The sequence below is a fragment of the Enterococcus sp. AAFC-DPL-5182 genome, from assembly GCF_058216605.1.
Map to the genome: position 1 here is coordinate 56787 of NZ_CM177101.1, position 19436 is coordinate 76222.

The 19436-nt window shown below is 36.5% G+C and carries 16 protein-coding genes; 12 read left to right on the forward strand and 4 right to left on the reverse strand.

Going from position 1 to position 19436, the window contains the following annotated elements:
* The first annotated feature begins 256 nt into the window (after positions 1–256).
* The 5 genes from AC4BB7_RS00280 to dhaS all read left to right on the forward strand — a co-directional run bounded on the left by AC4BB7_RS00280 (position 257) and on the right by dhaS (position 5868).
* On the forward strand, positions 257–2407 hold the full coding sequence (locus tag AC4BB7_RS00280) for a hypothetical protein (RefSeq protein WP_490483999.1): 2151 nt from the start codon (positions 257–259) through the stop codon (positions 2405–2407).
* A gap of 154 nt (positions 2408–2561) precedes the next feature.
* A complete protein-coding gene (locus AC4BB7_RS00285; protein WP_490484000.1) occupies positions 2562–2984 on the forward strand; it encodes an activator of HSP90 ATPase in 423 nt (140 codons plus the stop codon).
* A 562-nt stretch (positions 2985–3546) separates the two neighbouring features.
* Positions 3547–4413 (forward strand): ABC transporter ATP-binding protein, encoded by an 867-nt coding sequence (locus AC4BB7_RS00290; RefSeq protein ID WP_490484001.1) that lies wholly within the window; start codon positions 3547–3549, stop codon positions 4411–4413.
* Positions 4414–4424: 11 nt separating this feature from the next.
* Entirely contained in the window at positions 4425–5186 is a 762-nt protein-coding gene (locus tag AC4BB7_RS00295) for a hypothetical protein (RefSeq protein ID WP_490484002.1), read from the forward strand.
* A 133-nt stretch (positions 5187–5319) separates the two neighbouring features.
* On the forward strand, positions 5320–5868 hold the full coding sequence (dhaS, locus tag AC4BB7_RS00300) for a dihydroxyacetone kinase transcriptional activator DhaS (protein WP_086314848.1): 549 nt from the start codon (positions 5320–5322) through the stop codon (positions 5866–5868).
* Between the two features lie 59 nt (positions 5869–5927).
* Here the strand turns inward: dhaS and AC4BB7_RS00305 are convergent, their stop codons facing one another.
* Positions 5928–6920: a dihydroxyacetone kinase subunit DhaK gene (locus AC4BB7_RS00305; protein WP_490484003.1), complete on the reverse strand. Its 993-nt coding sequence runs from the start codon at positions 6918–6920 to the stop codon at positions 5928–5930.
* A 334-nt stretch (positions 6921–7254) separates the two neighbouring features.
* Here AC4BB7_RS00305 and dhaK point away from each other — a divergent pair, with 334 nt between their 5' ends.
* The 7 genes from dhaK (at position 7255) to rihC (ending at position 14655) form a co-directional block, all read left to right on the forward strand.
* A complete protein-coding gene (gene dhaK / locus AC4BB7_RS00310) occupies positions 7255–8238 on the forward strand; it encodes a dihydroxyacetone kinase subunit DhaK (protein WP_086314852.1) in 984 nt (327 codons plus the stop codon).
* A gap of 57 nt (positions 8239–8295) precedes the next feature.
* On the forward strand, positions 8296–8883 hold the full coding sequence (dhaL, locus tag AC4BB7_RS00315; protein WP_490484004.1) for a dihydroxyacetone kinase subunit DhaL: 588 nt from the start codon (positions 8296–8298) through the stop codon (positions 8881–8883).
* Positions 8876–9244: a dihydroxyacetone kinase phosphoryl donor subunit DhaM gene (gene dhaM, locus AC4BB7_RS00320; protein WP_086314856.1), complete on the forward strand. Its 369-nt coding sequence runs from the start codon at positions 8876–8878 to the stop codon at positions 9242–9244. Before dhaL ends, dhaM begins: the two co-directional genes overlap by 8 nt.
* A 23-nt stretch (positions 9245–9267) precedes the next feature.
* Positions 9268–10398, forward strand: a complete 1131-nt coding sequence (locus tag AC4BB7_RS00325) for a glycerol dehydrogenase (protein WP_086314858.1) — start codon at positions 9268–9270, stop codon at positions 10396–10398.
* A 150-nt stretch (positions 10399–10548) separates the two neighbouring features.
* On the forward strand, positions 10549–13140 hold the full coding sequence (gene mprF / locus AC4BB7_RS00330) for a bifunctional lysylphosphatidylglycerol flippase/synthetase MprF (RefSeq protein WP_490484005.1): 2592 nt from the start codon (positions 10549–10551) through the stop codon (positions 13138–13140).
* A gap of 117 nt (positions 13141–13257) precedes the next feature.
* Positions 13258–13590 (forward strand): hypothetical protein, encoded by a 333-nt coding sequence (locus AC4BB7_RS00335; RefSeq protein ID WP_086314862.1) that lies wholly within the window; start codon positions 13258–13260, stop codon positions 13588–13590.
* 141 nt (positions 13591–13731) lie between these two features.
* On the forward strand, positions 13732–14655 hold the full coding sequence (gene rihC / locus AC4BB7_RS00340; protein ID WP_490484006.1) for a ribonucleoside hydrolase RihC: 924 nt from the start codon (positions 13732–13734) through the stop codon (positions 14653–14655).
* Positions 14656–14726: 71 nt separating this feature from the next.
* On the opposite strand, the gene AC4BB7_RS00345 is transcribed toward rihC, so the two are convergent.
* From AC4BB7_RS00345 to AC4BB7_RS00355, 3 genes are all read right to left on the reverse strand, one after another.
* Positions 14727–15842, reverse strand: coding sequence for a hypothetical protein (locus AC4BB7_RS00345; protein WP_490484007.1), 1116 nt, complete (start codon positions 15840–15842; stop codon positions 14727–14729).
* Positions 15835–16353: an RNA polymerase sigma factor gene (locus tag AC4BB7_RS00350; protein ID WP_490484008.1), complete on the reverse strand. Its 519-nt coding sequence runs from the start codon at positions 16351–16353 to the stop codon at positions 15835–15837. Before AC4BB7_RS00350 ends, AC4BB7_RS00345 begins: the two co-directional genes overlap by 8 nt.
* A gap of 369 nt (positions 16354–16722) precedes the next feature.
* Entirely contained in the window at positions 16723–19359 is a 2637-nt protein-coding gene (locus AC4BB7_RS00355) for a YfhO family protein (RefSeq protein ID WP_490484009.1), read from the reverse strand.
* Between the last annotated feature and the right edge of the window lie 77 nt (positions 19360–19436).

The window sequence follows — 19436 nt, forward strand, 5'->3', positions numbered from 1 at the left end:
AGAATTATAAAAAAGGATGTAGAGGGGATTGGAGCATAAGTAGCTTAGTGTTACGTGATGCTGCCTTAATCCAAGCAAACTGGTGTTACAAAAGTTATTTGATAAGACATGACCCATTCAATCTGATCGGCTTTTAAGGAAAGTTGATGGTCTTGATTTTTAAAGTAAAAACTTTGGACCCAGCCTCTTTGATCATAAAAAGGGTGTTTCTAAATAAAAAGGTAAGGTACAAGTGAAAAAGGGGCCGTTAGTACATATGGAAAAGTTGAATCTTACAAAGAATGCAACAGGAAGCAAAAAAGTTTTTTTTAGAAAAGAAATTGAAGCGAGTCGATTAGGGGAAGAGCTCTATTCAGATGATGTATTGAGTCAATATTCTGTCTATCTCCTAAGAAAATTCGAGGTATCGGAAGATTATGAGAAGCCAGAACAATTTGAAGCACTTTTGGCAGATCTTCCAGAACAATTCAATCATGAATTTGAAGATTGTGTCGCAAAAAATCTTTATGTACGCGTGACACAAAAAGCTGTTTATATTACATTACTTTTGGCTTTGGCACATCCACTCAGTAAATTACAAATCAGTGATTTACGGACCTGGATCAGTAGTTTAGAAGTTCCTGAATTGCCACTAGAGCATATGTCTAACTTCTCTGAAGAAGTTCCGCTTGAAATGGTGAAAGGGCTGCAGGAAACCAATAGTGAAGTTTTACTTCTAACAGAAATGATGAATCAATTTAGTGAAAATCTAAATGATATCTACAAAGAGGTCCAGACTGTTAAAGACAAGAGAACACCACCTGTAGTCAAAGTAGTACAGAGCAAAGTCGCAGCTAAAGAAGCACTGGAATCTGAAAATGCCAAACAATTAAAAATAATGAATAAGAAAATTGTTCAATTAATGGAAGAATTTTCAACATTTAAAGTATATGTAGATGAAAAATTAGCAAATATGCCAAAACCAAAGACACCACCGAAATTTAAAATTATGTTTGGTTCAGACGAAGAATCAGGACCGACTATGGAAATGCGTCTAGAGGAAGCAATGAAGCGAATTGATTTGCTCAGTCAAAGAATAAGTCGCTCAGATCAGCAAGTGATAGAGTTGAACAACACAATTGAGAAAAATAAACAAACCTCAAGACCTAAACTAGCCTTTTCGACAGCTAAAAAAACAACGAATGAACAAGATAAACTAGCAGAAAAATTAGCAACAACCAGTAATGAAGTCACAATGATTGCGAAACAATTACAGCAGATCGACGATAAATTGAGTGCTGTAGAATCCAATGTTTTGGAAGTGAACCCAGATTCTGAAGCATTAGCAAGAATTGAGAAGGATCATGGACAACTACAAGAAACAGCCTCAGAAACTATTAAGTTGAACCAAGTGATCGATCAATTGACAAAGAAATTGCAAAACGTTGAGATGGAACTTACAACAGTTAAAAAGAATAAGAAAAAAGTACCAACAGTAAAACTAACAAAAAGTGATTCAGCGAAACAACTAGCTGAACAACACCAAAAAGATCAAGAGCAATTAAAATCAAATGCAACAGAAATCAAAAAATTGACACAAACCGTTGGTAAAGTAGATGTTCAATTAATCAAAGCACATCAAAAAATTGCTGAATTAGAACAAAAAATGCGTCAAGCAGCACAAACAACACCAAATGACAAAAAAGAACCTGCAACAGTTGTTCAGCAAGAGGCTGTGACAAGAAATAATACTATGATGGGACCGCCAGCACCACCAAAACGCTCTACAGCACCACAGCAAAATCAGACTGCACAATCAGGTAGAAGTTTTCCAACAAAAGAGACCTTTCTACAAGCAAACAGACCAGTGAAGCCTGTCATAGAGAGTGAAGAAGAAAGGCCAACAGTTACTTTGGCGATCGAAGAAATGTTGGATCGGGTTTCAGAGAAGCACCCTCAAACGGCAACCGGAACAAGAAATACTTGGGGATTAGATGAAGGCTACGATCAAAATAATCGTGACGCTGAAGATACACAGGGGCCATCTTTACGCCGTTTAAAAAAATTAGAATGGGATATTCATTCTTTGTTCCAACAAGGTCGAGGTTTGGGACACAAGGGAATGATGCCCAAAGATGACTTTTATGCGAATATTCGCAGCATTGAAGTACTGCCTTATTTATGGGCGTCTGTATATGAACGAGAGAAAAAAGATATTTTGTTGGGTAATGAATTAAGCATGCAGCAATTAATCAATGACTTAAATGATTTTTTAGAAGAAGTAGATATTCTATCAAGGAAACGAAAAGTTATGGGTAAGTGGATTTACTGCCCGAAAGAAGTGGAACAAAAGATGGAAGGCTATAAGCTATTGAGTGAATACCTAGAGACTTATCTTGCACGACAAAACGATGGAATAATAAGATAGAAATATGAACGGAGATCAATTGGATTAAGTTGATTTCCGTTTTTCTTTTTAGCATAGAGACTTTATCAGTTAAATTGTGTAAATCGTGCTATAATATCAATAATTTATTACAAAAATAATATTAAAATGATACTCACTAAAGGGGGAATTTGTAATGAAACACATAAAAAAAGAGTTTATGCTTAATTGTAATCCAAGTGAGGCTTGGCAGCTGATTATTGATCGTAGCAAATATGAAAAATGGGCAGCCGCATTTCAAGAGGGTTCAACCTATACTGGTGAGATGGGATTTGATGAAACAATTTCATTTGTTGATGATTCAGGGAATGGTCTAGTTTCTAAAGTGGTCGCTTTTGAACCTGAAAAAGAAATCAAATTTTCATTTTTAGGTGAAGTCAACGATGGTAAATATAATGAAGTGCCTGAATTTGCTGAGATGATTGAACACTACATATTTGAGCCGGTGGACAATCAAACCAAAATGCTTGTGGATGTTGCTATGGAAGATAAATATTATGATATGATGGATGATTTGTGGGATAAAGCAGGAATTGAGCTTATAAAACTAAGTAATTAAATTGAGATGTAGTTGAATCAATGTTAAATAAAGACAATCTTCAGTTGGTTGTCTTTATTTGCAGTGTAATTAGGACAGTCATTATCTAAAGTAAAAGAACGTATCATTATTGCTAGACCAGTGACCTTCATTTTTGATCAAAATACGTCGGATAGAGTTCTTAAAGACTATTCAGGGGAGTTTAAAAAGGAATTAATTGTTCTAAATTCAGATATTAGAACAAAATTATTTTCGGGTTCATTATCTCCATTATCCATCTATAAGGATTTTTATTGGATTTTAGAAAAAGTAATTGAAAGATTATCTATGGTGTTTTTTTGAATTAGTTGAGAATAAAATTTGTACATTCTCTAATACTTCCGCTCACTCCAACATTAAAATGATGCACCATTCATTTACAATAAATTTTTGACTCCTCCTACACAATTCCATAAAAACGTTTTCTATTTTGAATCTATTTCCATATATAGGAAAAAACATGATAAACTATTATTGTTAGTCTTTTTATACTTAGGGTACTGAAAAAAAGAAAAGGACAACAAAAAAATTAAAGGAGATTACTATGGAAATTAAAGTAAGGGATTTAGTTATGCGCTATGGTCGTGCTGAAGTTTTGAACATCCGTTCATTAGACTTCGAAAAAGGCACGTCGTATGGTTTAGTTGGTCATAATGGCGCAGGTAAAACAACGTTGTTTAAATGTATGACCAATATCATTGCCAATTACCAAGGAGAAATTTTGATTGATGACACTTCTGTGAAACAGCACAATGAAGTGCTATTGAATGTGGGAATCGTTTTAGATGGCATGTCTGTCTATTCGAACCGTTCAGGTTGGTTCAATATCCAGTATTTTTCTGGGTTGCGTGGTAATTTTGATGAAGAAAAAGCGAGAGATCTGGCAAGAGAGTTGGATTTATACGCTGTATTGGATCAAAAAGTAAAAACTTATTCATATGGGATGCAGAAAAAATTGATTTTATTGATTGCATTGATGCATACTCCAGAAGTCTTGATTTTAGATGAACCATTCCGCGGATTAGATATCGACACGGTGAAATGGTTTAAAAAATATTTGAAACAATTGACAGAAAAAGGCTTAACATTGGTAATTTCCAGTCATGTCCAAAATGACTTAGAAGCATTATGTGACATTGTGTATGTGATCGACCGCGGTCGAATTTCAGAAACGATCGACATCAATGCTGAAAAAGAAAAACAAATTCGCCGTATCGATACGACCAATAATACCCGTCTACAAGAAATGTTGGATGAAGCCAATTATTACTATCAAGTAGATGATGAAGGCGGCGTTAAATTGGATATCTCTGATGAGCGTTGGGTACTGGTTAAACAACGTTTAACAGAAGAAGCAATTGACATTTCTGAATTATCTAAAGTGAAAATTTTAGATGAGAAATTGAATTAGGAGGGGTGAAAATGACTGGAAAACTGATTTTTAAAATGGAGTTATTTAAATTTTTACGAGATAAAAGCTTTTTGATCACGGCTGGAGTGATTGGTATTTTGAATATTGTTTTAACATTGCTTTCATTAAGTTTAACGTCGACATTTTCAGATTCATATTATGAATCAAGCGCTACTGCATCAATGTTAGGAACAGTAGTATTCGTTGGTGTAATTGTCTTTTTTGGTAATATTATTTTTGCGTACGTTTACCCATTCCATATGATTTCTATGGATTACAAGAATAATGTTATGGCGATGATGGTTGCTTCTGGTGTGAATAGACGAAAATTATTCTTTGCAAAAGTTGGTGCAATATTTATTTGTACGATTGCATTGATGCTAATGATCGCATTGATTCCAACAATTTTATTTTTGATAAAATTAGTACAATTAGATGCTTGGAATGATTTTGCGGATGGTTTTAATTCAGTATTTTATTATACAGATTTAAGCTTTGGAAAATTTATTTTTTCAGGATTGCTTGGCTATTTAAATATGCTGATGGTGATTGCAACCTCTTGTATCATCATGAAAGGAAAAAATCTTTCGTTCTTGCTGTTCATTGGGTTCAATATTATCAGCAGTTTAGTAACAGGAATTTTGAAAACTCTAGCTTATTCATTTGACTTTAGTTCAACTGGAAGTTATATTTTCCAATTATTCCTGACAGTCCTTTCAATTGTTGTGTTTGGCTATATTTCATTGAGAACATTGGAACGACAAAATTTATAAGTATTATCCAAAGATAAAGTTAGGCCTGATATCCTAGCTTTATCTTTTTTTATTTAAGGATAAGATGATTGATTTTCTAAATGCAGATTAACTGGTACAATAAAAGGACTAAAGAAACCAAAGGTGTATGCAGATGACAGGATCATTGATTACGAAAAAGAAAATTGCGAAGGTATTTAAAAAGCTTGTTGCTGAGATCGGTTTTGAAAAAGTCACGATCGCAAAAATCATGAAGGAAAGTAACATGCGCCGCCAGACGTTTTATGATTATTTTCAAGATAAATATGATTTAGCTGACTGGATTTTTCGACAAGAGGCAATCGAAAAAATTGAAGATAATTTAGCTTATGAGGGTTGGCAATTTATTGTGGAAAACTTGTTTGTCTACTTCGAGGAAAATCAGGTATTTTATCGCAGGATCCTGACTTTTGAGGGACAAAACTCGTTTCAAGAATATTATACACAACATTTGAAAGTATTGATCCATCAAGTTTTAGTGGTTAAAAAGCAAACAGACGAGACTCTGGAAGATGGGGATCGCTTATTTCTGGAAGAATTTTATGCGAATGCATTTGTTTCATTAACGACAAAATGGATTATTGAGGGTTGCAAGATTGATTCGCATCGATTTGCTGAGCAAATGAAAATTGCCTTTTTAATGGGATTTGAAGAAAGACAATGAACAACGGCGTGTACGTGGCATTTACACTGTTGTTCATTGTCTTTTTGATGTATCGTTTTTTATTTCCAGCCAAAGGCATCAGTTGGGATCCTTAAATAATCCAACCATTTATCCTCTTTGATTGTTAATAAAGTTAAAGAAAGACCATTTGTATTATAAGCAGTTAAAAAATTGCCCATTCGTTTATAAACGACGTCAATATCTTCAATATCCAATAATTGTTGGACATCGTTCATAAAAACACTAAGTTCAAGTAAAGGGATTCCACCTAAACCATTTACTAAGACAGCTGCTTTTCTCAATTCTTTCTTTTTATATTGCTGCTTTAATTTGTTGACAAGCTCAACTGCGATCCGTTCAGAGGATTGCATTGTTTCAATACGGTAGCCAGGTTCTCCGTGAATACCAATACCAAAGTACATTTCATTTTCTGCTAATTTATATTGTTGGGGAATGACACCAATAGGAGAAGCGGGTGAAAAAGCAACACCTAATGTTTTGATCAGAGGGATTACTTGTTCGCCTAATGCTTTTAGCTCATCTAGAGAGTTACCCTCAGCGGCTGCTGCGCCAAGAATTTTGTGCACAAAAACAGTTCCAGCAACTCCACGTCGTCTTTTTTCGAATGTGCCACTTTCAATTGAACAATCGTCATCTACAATGACATGAGAGACTGTTAACCCCTTTGCTTTAGCTAGACGTTCAGCTTCTAAAAAACTGGCTAAATCTTTTTCAAAATTCTTGATGATCAGTAAAGTACCTTGCCCATTGTATGTCTGTTCGATCGCTTGAAGAATTTCTGAGCTGACAGGTGGTTCAAAAATAGCACCCATAACCGCACAATCCAGCATATTCTCACCAATATAGCCAACATGAGCCGGTTCATGTCCACAGCCACCACCACTGATTAAAACTACTTTATCTTTGGAAATCGTTTTTTTAGTGACGATTCCAGTCTTTTCTTGCCAAGTCAAGGTATCATTATATGTATAGGTAAGTCCTGCTAGTAGTTGTTGGCGAATCTGTCCGCGGGAATTAATCAATTGCTTCATTGAGCCTTCGCTCCTTTTCAATAATATCTGTTTCTATTATACGCTGTATTCTATCTGAAAACTACAATCTTTAGGTGGAATAAAAATGAAAGCGGACACATTTTGTTGTTTGTCCGTTGCAACATTTTCCATATGCGAGTATTGTAAACGTATACAAAAGATGAAAGCTGAACAAGCTCGCTCAGTCTCGACAGAAAAATAGGAAAATATGATTGAGGTGCTTTTTGTCTCACTCAGATTTTATCTTTTTTCCGAGAGATTAGCTTGTGAAGCTAGATAAAGCAAAAGAGCAACAAGCTTATCCAGTCTTAATAGAAAAACAGGAGGGAATATCATGAAAAAAATTATCAATCAAGCGCAAAATGTCGTTCCAGAAATGGTACAAGGATTTGTCCGAGCTCATCATGAAACAATAGAACAAGTTCCAGAAACATTTGTTTTAAAGCAAAAAGAAATTGGCAAACAAGTTGCTTTGATCAGTGGAGGCGGCAGCGGTCATGAACCTGCCCACGCTGGATTTGTCGGATCAGGGATGTTGCAGGCTGCAGTTTGCGGACAAGTTTTTACATCTCCTACGCCTGATCAGATTTTTGAAGGAATCAAAGCAGTCGATCAAGGACAGGGCGTTGTGATGGTCGTAAAAAACTATTCTGGCGATATTATGAATTTCGACATGGCAAAAGACTTGGCGGAAATGGAAGATATCAAAGTTGGGACAGTTGTTGTGGATGATGATATTGCAGTTGAAGATAGCACCTATACGCAAGGCAAACGGGGTGTAGCAGGTACGATTCTAGTTCATAAAATTTTAGGTGCTGCCGCACGCAACGGCGCTTCTGTAGAGGAATTAGTTGCATTAGGGGAACGCGTTGTCAACAATTTAAAAACGATTGGGGTTGCATTAACAGGTGCCACGGTACCAGAAGTTGGGAAGCCTGGATTTGTGTTAGCAGATGATGAGATCGAATTTGGTGTTGGCATCCACGGAGAACCAGGCTATAAACGGGAAAAAATCAAACCATCTAAGGAAATGGCAGAAGAATTGATTTCAAAATTAGCAGATGCATTTCAGTGGAACAAAGGAGAACGTTTCGCTATTTTGGTCAATGGATTAGGTGGTACACCATTAATGGAACAATATATTTTTTATGAAGATGCAATGAATTTATTGGATGCTGCAGGTGTAGAAATCGCGTTTTCTAAGGTGGGTAATTATATGACTTCCTTGGAAATGGCTGGACTCTCTGTGACGTTGCTGAAAGTGGAAGATGATTGGGTAAACGCGTTGAATGAGGATGTTGAGACAGTAGCATGGTAAAGTCTGACAGAGATTGAATGTGTTTACGTATAGTTTGAAAAAACGGAGGGAATTGTAATGTTTACTGTAGATAATTTAAAAAAATCACTACAATTATTCAAAGAAAAAATCGATAAAAATAAAGACTATTTAAGTGAATTAGATACACCAATCGGTGATGGTGATCATGGTAATAATATGGCTCGAGGAATGGAAGCTGTGAGTGAAAGTTTGCAGAGTAAAGAGCCAGAAACGGTGCAAGATATTTTCAAATTGACTGCAATGGCTTTGATCAGCAAAGTAGGTGGCGCTTCGGGTCCGCTTTATGGAACAGCGATGATGGAAATGGCAAAAGCTTCTGCAACAACATCTGATGCACTACCAATTTTAGAAGCTGGGTTAGCAGGAATCGAAAAACGTGGGAACAGTCAGCCAGGCGAAAAAACAATGTTGGATGAATGGGCACCTGCAATCGAAGCAATCAAAAAAGGCACGTTAACAGATGCCGCACTAGAATCTGCTGTAGAAGCGACGAAAGAGATTGCGGCAACGAAAGGACGTGCGTCTTATGTGGGGGAACGGTCTATCGGTCATATTGACCCCGGCGCAATGTCCAGTCTGTATTTCTTTCAATCTTTAATGGAAGCAGGTGTGTTCGATGCGTAATGGTGTAGTTATTGTGTCACACGTCAAAGAAATCGGCGAAGGTGTGGACCGTTTGATCAAAGAAGTGGCAAAAGATGTGCCAATCACTGTTGCAGCAGGATTGGATCAAGGAGAAGTCGGAACGTCATTTGAAAAAATCATGGATGCATTTGAAAAAAATTCTGCTCAAACATTACTAGCATTCTATGATTTAGGTAGCGCTAAAATGAATTTGGAAATGGCCATTGATATGACAGAAAAAGAAGTGTTACTGTTCGATACGGCCTTAGTAGAGAGCGCTTATACAGCGGCAGCATTGTTACAAGTAGATACACCGATCGATGCCATAAAGGAGCAGTTAGCCCCTCTAAAAATAAAATAAGATGAGAATAGGAGTTTGCAAACATGAGAAAAGCGTTTATTAGTCCAACGAAATACGTTCAAGGTGAAGATGAGTTATTGAATTTAGGCTATTTTGTGACAACCTTTGGGAAAAAAGCATTATTGATTGCCCATGCAGATGACGTCAGCCGAGTGAAAGAGAAACTAGATAAAACTGCTGAAAAATTTAATATTTCCTTTGTCGAAAGTAATTTCCATGGAGAAGCGTCGCGAGTAGAAGTCGCTCGCCTGCAAAAAGTTGCTGAAGAGAATGATTGTGATTGCGTAATCGGCCTTGGTGGTGGAAAAGCGATCGATACAGCCAAATGTGTGGCAGAAGGGCACAACTTGATCATTGTACCGACAATCGTTGCAACAGATGCGCCAACGAGTCATTCAGCAGTTCTTTATACAGAAGACGGTCAGTTTGATGATTATGCTTACTTTGTACAAAGTCCGAGTGTCGTTTTGATTGATACGGTAGTTATTGCAAATGCGCCAACACGTTTCTTAGTTTCTGGCATGGGTGATGCCTTATCTACTTATTTTGAGGCTAGAGCAACACATAATTCCTACTCGAATGTCAATGCTGGATTGCCTTGTGGCGCCCGTGAAGGCGTTTGTCCTCCTGCTAAAGGGACGAATACTGCTTTAGCACTGGCTAAATTATGTTATGAAACAATCTTGGAAGATGGATTGAAAGCCAAAGAAGCTTCAGATAATAATGTGGTAACTCCTGCTTTGGAAAATATCATTGAAGCCAATATTTTACTTTCAGGCCTAGGCTTTGAAAGTGCAGGACTCGCTGCCATTCATGCGATCCATGATGGTTTGACCGTTTTACATGATGCGCATGGTGCCACACATGGCGAAAAAGTAGCATTCAGCACGATTTGTCAGTTGGTTTTAGAAAATGCGCCAAAATCTGAATTGTATGAAGTATTAGATTTTGCTTTATCGATCGGCTTACCGGTTTGTTTAGCCGACTTAGGGGTGAAAGAAATTTCGGATGCTGAGCTAACAGAAGTAGCTGAAAAATCATGCATTCCAGAAGAATCGATCCATTCAATGCCGTTCCCAATTACAGTGGATCAAGTAAAAGCAGCAATTATTGTGGCAGATCAAATCGGAAAAGAGTATAAGAGTCATAAGTAGATAGTCATTTTGTGAAAGCAGTTGTTAGGCTAGTAAATAGAAGCTTAACAACTGTTTTTTTGTAGTTTTAAGAGCGAAACTGGAAAAATAACCTGTTATAAGATAACATATAAAAGAAAACTCTTTAAAAAATACAAAGGTGGTGAGCAGATGAAAAATAAAATAAACCAACTAATTCATTGGATGAAAGAGCACAGTCTATTATTAAAATTGATCTTTCTAGGTTCAGTTTTAATCTTTGTGGCAAATCAAGTAACCCATATTGTTCAAGGAATGACTTGGCAGGATGTTTTTCATACTATGGGACAGCAGAACCGCTTTCGTATAATTGGAATGGTTTTAGCAGGCTTTATCGGTGTCTTGCCGATGCTTTTATATGATTTAGTAGTAGTAAAAGTGCTAGAGGACCAAGGAAAGCCTAAAATGAATCGCTGGGAGTGGTTTGTTTCTGCTTGGGTCACAAATACAATCAATAACCTTGCGGGCTTTGGCGGTGTAGTTGGAGCAACATTACGGGCTAATTTCTATGGCAAAGATGCGCCGCGTAAAAAAGTTGTTGCAACCGTTTCTAAAGTCGCTTTGTTTATGATATCTGGACTATCGATTTTATCGTTTATTGCATTTATTGATGTCTTTTTTATTCGACCGGATAGTTTATTTCGAGAGTATTGGCTTTGGTTACTTGCAGGAAGTTTGATTGCGCCGGCTTTGTTGTTGTTTACGCAATTAAAAAAATATACCTTGTTTAAAGATTTTTTCCCGAAAGGTATTTATCTTCTTTTTGGCGCTTCACTTGGACAATGGTTAGGTGCGATGTTTGTCTTTTTAAGTGTTGGGGCATTGATGAAAGTGGATGTGTCGTTGATATCGGTTTATCCGATGTTTGTGATCGCGACCTTGATAGGTATGCTGACAATGGTGCCAGGTGGCATGGGAACCTTTGATGTGTTGATGATTTTAGGGTTATCTCAGTTGGGTGTAGGGCAATCGACAGCGGTCGTTTGGCTAATTTATTATCGGTTATTTTATTATGTATTGCCTTTTATTACGGGCATTATTCTATTTATTCATCAAACTGGGATTAAGATCAATCGATTTTTGGATAATTTACCCCGTATATTCTCGCAAAAAGTGGCTCATTTTATTTTAGTTGCCGCTCTTTATTTTGCGGGGATCATGATGGTGTTGCTTTCAACGATCACTAATCTATCGAACGTGAGTCGATTATTTAAATTTCTCTTGCCGTTTTCTTTTGATTTCTTAGACCAAACGTTCAATATGTTGATCGGCTTTTTATTGTTAGGATTAGCTCGAGGAATTTCGATGAAAGTAAAAAAAGCGTATTGGCCCACGATTGGATTATTGATTTTTGGGATTGCCAATACGATTTCTAGAACGGCTTCATGGCAACTGATTTTAGTTTATTTAGTGATTCTGTCCGCTGTTTTTTTAGCAAGAAAAGAGTTTTACCGAGAAAAATTTGTTTATTCTTGGGGAGCACTTGCAGTTGATGGGGTTTTGTTTAGTTTCTTATTTATTATTTATGCAGTTGCAGGATATTATAGTTCTCATCCAGATAAAATAGGGCCGTTGCCGCACACATTTTTGCTTTTCCCATCAGATGATGTTTGGTTTTCTGGTTTGATTGGGCTGGGTATTTCGATGATCGGCTTGATTACGCTGTATCAATACTTAGCCGATACGACAAAAAGCTTAGGTGAGTCTTATCAAGAAGAACGTTTAACAGCGCTGATCGATAAATATGGCGGAACACAAGGGAGTCACTTGCTGTATTTAAAAAATTATTCCTATTATTATTATCAGGAACAAAATGAAGATGAAGTCCTATTTGCTTATCAGATTAAGGGCAATAAATGTTTTGTTTTAGCTGATCCAATCGGCAATCAAGAAAAATGGGCTCAAGCTACATTAGCTTTTATGGATGGGGCAGATTTACTTGGGTATCAAGCGGCGTTTTACCGAGTTAGTGAAGCATACACAATGATCTTGCATGATTTAGGATTTAATTTTATGAAGGTCGGCGAAGAAGGAATTGTTGATTTTGCTTGTATCGATTCGGCACCGATTTCTTTAGCAACAAACAGTATGGAGTTAAAGCATTTAAGTAATTTAGGGTATACGTTTATGATGTATCACGAACCTGTTTCAGATGAGCTTTTTCAAGAGTTAGCTCGTGTATCAGAGGAATGGTTAGGAAACGGGCGGGAACGGAATTTTGTTGGTGGTCATTTTGATAAAGAGTATTTACGGTTAAGTGACATCGGTATTATGCGAAATGAACGTCATGAAGTGATTGGTTTTATTACTGCTAAGCCAATTGTGATAAATCGTGAAATGTCTTATGATTTATTACGGTATACGGAAACGGCGCCAGAGCATGTTACGGATTTCTTGTTGACTCATTTTATTGCGGAGTATCAACAACGAGGGTATCATACCATTGATCTAGGCACTGCTCCGCTATCGAATGTTGGCGAAACGAAATACTCGTTTTTAAATGAGCGTTTTATCAATATTTTTTATAAATATGGCGATCAGATGTATGGATTCAAAGATACACGCAAAGAAAAGGAACAGTATGTAACAAACTGGGAGTCTAGGTACTTTGCTTACTCTAAGCAAAGTAATGTCTTGTTTGCTTTTATCCAACTAGCATTATTGGTGGAACGCGGGAAAGGCAAAGCCGTTTCTTTGGTAGAAGAGGTAATGACTGGGGCATAAAGTAAAAGAGTAGAAGTTAAAATCAGCGCATGGTTTTAGCTTCTTTTTTTCATTCTCAAGTACCACTAGTAAAAAAATAGGAATAGCGTATAATAATTAAAAAAGGAGGTTTTTGGGATGGATTTTGAACGAGTAACTGTAAGAACAAAAGCTGAATTAGCCGCAGAGTTAGAGAAGAAGACAGATGAAATCATTGTTGAAGGGGATTTTAGTCAAAATATCGCAGAAATCAAAAGGGGACAATTAGATGATACGGATACTTTAGGTTTTGCTGTTGGTAGCGGCGGAATCGGTATTTTAGTAGAATATGGAATCGGTACGTTGCTAGATGTTTTTGATCCTGCGATAAAAGAGGATAAAAAAATCCGCAAGCAGATTGAGCGCTTATATACAATCAAGAGATTGACGAAAGAGTCGTTCTTACTACATTTGAAGCAATTAGATTATTAAAAATAGAAGAAGGCGGGAAGACAGGCACTTTTTCTGTTTCCCGTTTTTTATATAAAAAAGGGGTAGCTTTAGTGAAGTGAAATCAGCATGGGAGAGTGTGCTTTTTTGTGTAGCTAAAGTTTAAAAGGAAGGAATAGTCAAGTGAAAAAACCAAGAAAAATCATCATCGATACAGATCCTGGAATTGATGACGCTGTTGCAATTGCGGCTGCATTATTTGATGAAAGGTTGGATATCAGGTTGTTTACAACAGTGGCAGGCAATGTCAGTGTGGATAAAGTAACAAAAAATCTGCTAAAACTGTTGGCTTTTTGGAACAAAGGAGTGCCAGTTGCGATTGGTTCTGACCGCCCGTTGTTGCGTGAAGCAATCAATGCAAGTGACATTCATGGGAGTACAGGAATGGATGGCTATGAATTTCCTAAGTCTAAGTATGAGTTATTAACGAAAAATCATGCAGTGATCGAGATGTACAAGGTATTGATGGAATCTAAGGAGAAAACCACGATTGTTGGGATCGGTCCATTGACGAATATTGCGCTTTTACTGAGAATCTATCCAGAATGTGTGGAAAGAATCGAAGAACTTGTGATTATGGGCGGTGCTTTGGGGAGAGGGAATTACGGTGTATTATCGGAATTTAATATTGCTGCGGATCCAGAAGCGGCCAAAATCGTATATGAAAGTAAAATTCCATTAACGATGGTGAGTTTAGATGTTGGAGAAAAAGCGTTAGTCTTACCAGAAGTAAGCAATCAAATCCAAAAAATGAACAAAACCGGAGACATGATTGCTCAGTTGTTTCAACACTATCGAGGAGGTCACTCAGATACTGGTTTGAAGATGTATGATGGTTGTGCAATTGCGTATTTGTTAGAGCCTGAAATGTTTGAAGTAAAAGAGGCTTACGTTGCGATTGAAACGCAAGGTACGTTGACAGCAGGCGCCACATTAGTTGATTTAGATGGATATTTAGGGAAAGCGGTTAATTGTCGGGTTTGTGTGGATATTGATGCACAGCTGTTTAAACAATGGTTTTTAGCCGCTATTGAGAAGTGTGATTGATAATTATTAAAAAGTGACGGACAAAACTATTTTTAGTTGTGTCCGTCACTCTTTCGTTTTAGGAAAATTGCTTATTTGTTTTGTAGTTCAAAAAAGCCAATTTCCTCCATTACTTCACCAGAAGAGTAGTCCACTTTATTGACTTGGACTTTATATATCGATGTTTTATCTAATGAACTTAGGTTAATTGAGACTTCGATTTCTCCAGTTTCTAAATTATATATTTGTGTAAATAGTTGATCTTCAGCTTGTACACCATCTTTATATAAAGTAACCTCTGGGCTAAGAAGATTTTCAGGAGAATTAAACTCTTGCAGAGGTGCAATAAATTGAACGGTTGTTTGTAAAGGATCACTGATTGCTTTGATATCAGTGATATTCTTCACGTTCCTAATTTGTGTATCTGCTGTTTGCGTCAATGGTTTGTAATCAATATCAAAACGCCAATCTCCCTCATATTCTAAAGCATTGTCAACACCAAAAGGACTGCCTGTTTTAGAAGCTTCGGCAAAAGCTTGATCAAGTTCTTCAGCATCTTGCCAAGATAATTTGTAAATGTGGAGGGTCAATTTAGCATCTTCAGGAATTTTTTCTCGATTAAAAGTAGCTACAACAGAGCCGTAAAAAGTATCTCCTTCTATGCGGAAAGTAGATTGAGATGAGACACCAGAAAACATGTCTTCAGCACTATCATTAACAAAAAGACCAAGTTCAATATGTTGAGCATTTGCCGCATTTTTAGTGAATAGTCGATCAGGAGAACGTTGTTTTTCCAGTAGCTCTTTTAGTTTTTCGTCATCCAATTTAAATTGATAATCAAAGGCAAATTTTTTCTTTGTTGATATAAATTTTGTCAATGTAATCTCTCGACCATTTTCTGTGCTCGTTAAATGGAGTTCATTTTGTATCCCGTTATTTTCTACTACCGCAACACCGGAATCTTGGCTAATGCCGAAAGCATTTTTGATGGCTGCATTTATTTGTGGGTTGATCATAGCAATTAAAATCAGTGATGCGGCTATAGCTAAAGTGATGCCTATTTGTTTCTTGTATTTGATTTGGAATTTCTTTCTTTCTTGCTTAATTTGATCGTTTAAAATGTTTTCTCGACTCTGAGCTAATTTTGCCATTACTTCTTTTGGAATTTCCTTTTCTTGTATGATAATAGTCTTCCTTTTTTTAGCCATTTTCTTCTCCCTCCAATAATATTTTCAATTTTCCTCTGCCACGTGCAAGTCTTGTTTTAACTGTATTTTTAGACAGATTCAGCTGTTCGGAAATCTCATTAACGTTAAAACCTGCGTAATAATGTAACATGATAGGGATTTTATATCTATCGGGTAATTGATTAAATTCTTCTTCTAAGTGTGAAGATTCGCTGTTGCTTTCTTTTGTACTCATATAACTTTCCTCAAATTCAACCGTTTCAACTCTTTTTTCCAAGATGTCCTTAGCGATATTGATCATAATTCTAAAAATCCAAGAATTAAACGCTGCTTCATTTTTGATATTCGTAATTTTTTGCCAAGCACGAATTTCAGTTTCTTGTAGACAATCGGCTACATCTTCATTGTTTAAAAGTAATTTATAAGCAGAATTGTACAACACCACTTGATAGGCTTCACAAAGTGTTATAAACGCTTGCGCATCGCCATTTTTTGCTTTTTTAACCAAACGTATTTGTTCCTTCTTTTCCATAAACTTCTCCTTCCCCTTGATAACTATTAGACTCTGATTTTGTCAAAAAGGTTTCATTGGAATTCATTTTTATTTATTCTATAGAGATTTACAATAAGTACTATAAAAAAGTGAGTGAGACATAACTCTTCGAGTCATCTCCCACTCAGGTGGAGTAATAGCAGAAGCAGTCCATTCTTACTTTCTCGGGATTAAATACTTCTGTTCCCACCTCAAGTATATGGATCGTCAGATTACGAAAACCCGCCAGAGAATCTGATTTCTCCAGCGGGTTAGTTACTATACTTGCGCTTCATTAGCCCTGTGATTCTCAAATATTTTTTTATCTGAAGAGCTATCAAGGGAAAGCTAGTTTCGTATAAGATCGATTTAACGTTTTCTACGTTTACGTTTAGCAGGTTTTACTAATGCCAGTTTTGGTTTATTCGTGAATCGTACATAAACAACAAATCCGCCAATACAAACAAAAAACAAAATTACACCGGGAACAAATCCTTCAGGTAAATAAACAAATTCAATCGTATGTTCACCTTGTGTTACAGGAATGCTGACAAATGCTTTCTTAAATGATTGAACTGGTACTTTTTTCCCGTCTACATAGGCTTTCCATCCTTTGTCATAAGGAATGGTTGTCAAGAGGACTTGATCTTTGTCAGCAGTCACGGTTCCGACTGCTTTACGTCCTTTAGCTGTTAAATCAGCACCTTTAGCTTGAATTGCCTGAACGGAACTTTCAAAGGCTTTTGTATTCATTCCAACTACTTTTGGCTCCATAAAGCTGACCGCCGTTGTTCCATAGAAACTAACTGTAAACGTAACGCTAGTCGGTTTATCATAATAGCCGATATTGTAATATTGACCAGTAATATTGATTTGAGATTTTTGACTAGTCCCATTTACAGACATTGTGGCAGTTGAACTTTCTAATTGTCCAAAATCGGTTGGGAACAAACTAAGATACGCTTGCGTGTTTGCAGGTACATCTACTGTCCAAGTCAGGTCTTTAGCGACATTATTTTGCAGTTCCTTATATGTCACAGAACCAGCATTTTGTTCGATTTTGACATTCTTTTTATCAATCAGTGTTGGTTGATAAAATTTGAAATAATCTTCTTTTTGACCAGCTAATGCATTGAATAATTCAGTTTGACTGCTTAAATTATCATTAGTTGGTTGTTTGACGTTATAAATATCATTATCAGCTAAAAAGCCCAAAGGCAAGGCATTGCTATTTTCGTATAGTGAAAATTTACCTGCTTTATCGATTGGGAAAAAGCCGAATTTTAATGGATCACTTTCTGAAATATTGTATTTGATGCCAACAAGAGAGTCCATTAACAAGGTATTATTTGGATAGCGAATGTTCAAACCAGTTCCTCTAGAGCGGAAACCTAAGTCATTTAAATAAGAAGAGGAATGACGATTTCTGATAGAAGAAAACAAGCTGACACCGCTATAACCATAATTGATACTATCATTAGAAGAAACAGGATTTAAGTTCTCCAAACGGTAAAATTCATCATTTTCCTTTTTCGTTTTATCCACTAGTTTTTTAATGGATGGATATGGTTCTGAGTAGAGACTGCGAGAAGCGTAATTCCAATCCTCTAAAATCCCTTTTAACATCGAATTTGTATTGATAAAGGCTTCCGTTGAAACAAGTAATAACAGTAAGATGATCAAATAATGCATCGGTATTTTCTTCAATTGATAAAAAACGATTCCAGCAAGGTATAGCAGTAAAAATAAAGCAGTGATAACAAAGGCTGAAATAGGGATATAGTCATAACTTGTAGCACTTTTCGCTCCTTCCGCTAAAGCAAAAATCGCAATCAGCATGATCGTGGAACCTGCTAAGAGACCTAAATCATCGGTTTTGAATTTCTCAAACCCATATCCCGCCAGCATTACCACTAAGAAAGAAAAAAGGAAACTATAACGGAACAAGAACATATTTGGTGCATGCATACCGTGCCAAAATAAATTTAATGGTGTGATATAAAAACTAGCGATCAAAATGATAAAGAGACTGCCGAATAACAGTTTGTTTTTCCGAGGAATTTCTTTTGTGACAAAGTAAAAGACACAGAAAATCAAAGGAAGTAACCCTACATAGATAAAGGGGATCGAGCCGTATTTGGTCGTGTCATAAACACCAACCATATTTTTCATGACGATATCCAAAAAGGCTGTGGCTTCTGTTTTAAATTGAGTCACTTGAGACAAGGTTTCACCATTTGCTCTTAGATCAAGGACCGCAGGTAATACTAAAATCATCGAAGCGCCACCTGCTAAAAGAGAGGTGATCCCATAGGGCAGAATTCGTTTTTTATACACTTTCCAGTTCGTCAACATTCGGGCGATAAAGTATAGGAAAGAGAAGACACCGATCATAAAGCCCATGTAAAAATTCGAGATAAATAACAGCAGATAGCTTACAAATAAGAGTGTTGGTTTTCGTTCATCCATCAGACGATGAATCCCTAGAATAACCAACGGCAGGTAAGTAAACGCGTCTAACCACATAATGATTTCTGAATGAGCTGTAGCAAACGACATCAAAGCATATGGAACACTAAGCATGACATGGCCCCATTTTGGTATCTTGTAGGTATTTCTAGCAAATACCCAAAAAGCTAAACCAGCAGAACCAATTTTCAGCAAGGTAATCAAATACAGAGCATCAGGAATATTTTGGTTTTTAAAGAAAATGACCAGTGGCGTAAAAAGTCCACCAAGATAATAGGAAATCAATGAAAGATAATTTAATCCTAGTGACGCATTCCAAGTATAAAAAATACTTTGTTTACCGTGCAGCACATTATTGAAACTAGCATGAAAGTTGGAAAATTGCGAAAAGGAGTCACTCGCCATCACACTACGGCTGCTACCAGGATAAATGCCGATACTTAAATAAATAATGACCATCATAAAAAAAGGAATGAAAAAGCTGGCGGTCATATAAGGCCAGTTTTCTTTAGTAAACGCCTGTATTTTTTTCTTCATAATCAACCTCACAACGTAATAAATAGGATATATATAGTTTAGCATATCCATTGAAAAATTGATTGTCAGAAAGAAAA

Coding starts and splice junctions, on each gene's coding strand:
- AC4BB7_RS00280 (WP_490483999.1), top strand. CDS start 257: ATGGAAAAGTTGAATCTTACAAAGAATGCAACAGGAAGCAAAAAAGTT.
- AC4BB7_RS00285 (WP_490484000.1), top strand. CDS start 2,562: ATGAAACACATAAAAAAAGAGTTTATGCTTAATTGTAATCCAAGTGAG.
- AC4BB7_RS00290 (WP_490484001.1), top strand. CDS start 3,547: ATGGAAATTAAAGTAAGGGATTTAGTTATGCGCTATGGTCGTGCTGAA.
- AC4BB7_RS00295 (WP_490484002.1), top strand. CDS start 4,425: ATGACTGGAAAACTGATTTTTAAAATGGAGTTATTTAAATTTTTACGA.
- dhaS (WP_086314848.1), top strand. CDS start 5,320: ATGACAGGATCATTGATTACGAAAAAGAAAATTGCGAAGGTATTTAAA.
- AC4BB7_RS00305 (WP_490484003.1), bottom strand. CDS start 6,920: ATGAAGCAATTGATTAATTCCCGCGGACAGATTCGCCAACAACTACTA.
- dhaK (WP_086314852.1), top strand. CDS start 7,255: ATGAAAAAAATTATCAATCAAGCGCAAAATGTCGTTCCAGAAATGGTA.
- dhaL (WP_490484004.1), top strand. CDS start 8,296: ATGTTTACTGTAGATAATTTAAAAAAATCACTACAATTATTCAAAGAA.
- dhaM (WP_086314856.1), top strand. CDS start 8,876: ATGCGTAATGGTGTAGTTATTGTGTCACACGTCAAAGAAATCGGCGAA.
- AC4BB7_RS00325 (WP_086314858.1), top strand. CDS start 9,268: ATGAGAAAAGCGTTTATTAGTCCAACGAAATACGTTCAAGGTGAAGAT.
- mprF (WP_490484005.1), top strand. CDS start 10,549: ATGAAAAATAAAATAAACCAACTAATTCATTGGATGAAAGAGCACAGT.
- AC4BB7_RS00335 (WP_086314862.1), top strand. CDS start 13,258: ATGGATTTTGAACGAGTAACTGTAAGAACAAAAGCTGAATTAGCCGCA.
- AC4BB7_RS00345 (WP_490484007.1), bottom strand. CDS start 15,842: ATGGCTAAAAAAAGGAAGACTATTATCATACAAGAAAAGGAAATTCCA.
- AC4BB7_RS00350 (WP_490484008.1), bottom strand. CDS start 16,353: ATGGAAAAGAAGGAACAAATACGTTTGGTTAAAAAAGCAAAAAATGGC.
- AC4BB7_RS00355 (WP_490484009.1), bottom strand. CDS start 19,359: ATGAAGAAAAAAATACAGGCGTTTACTAAAGAAAACTGGCCTTATATG.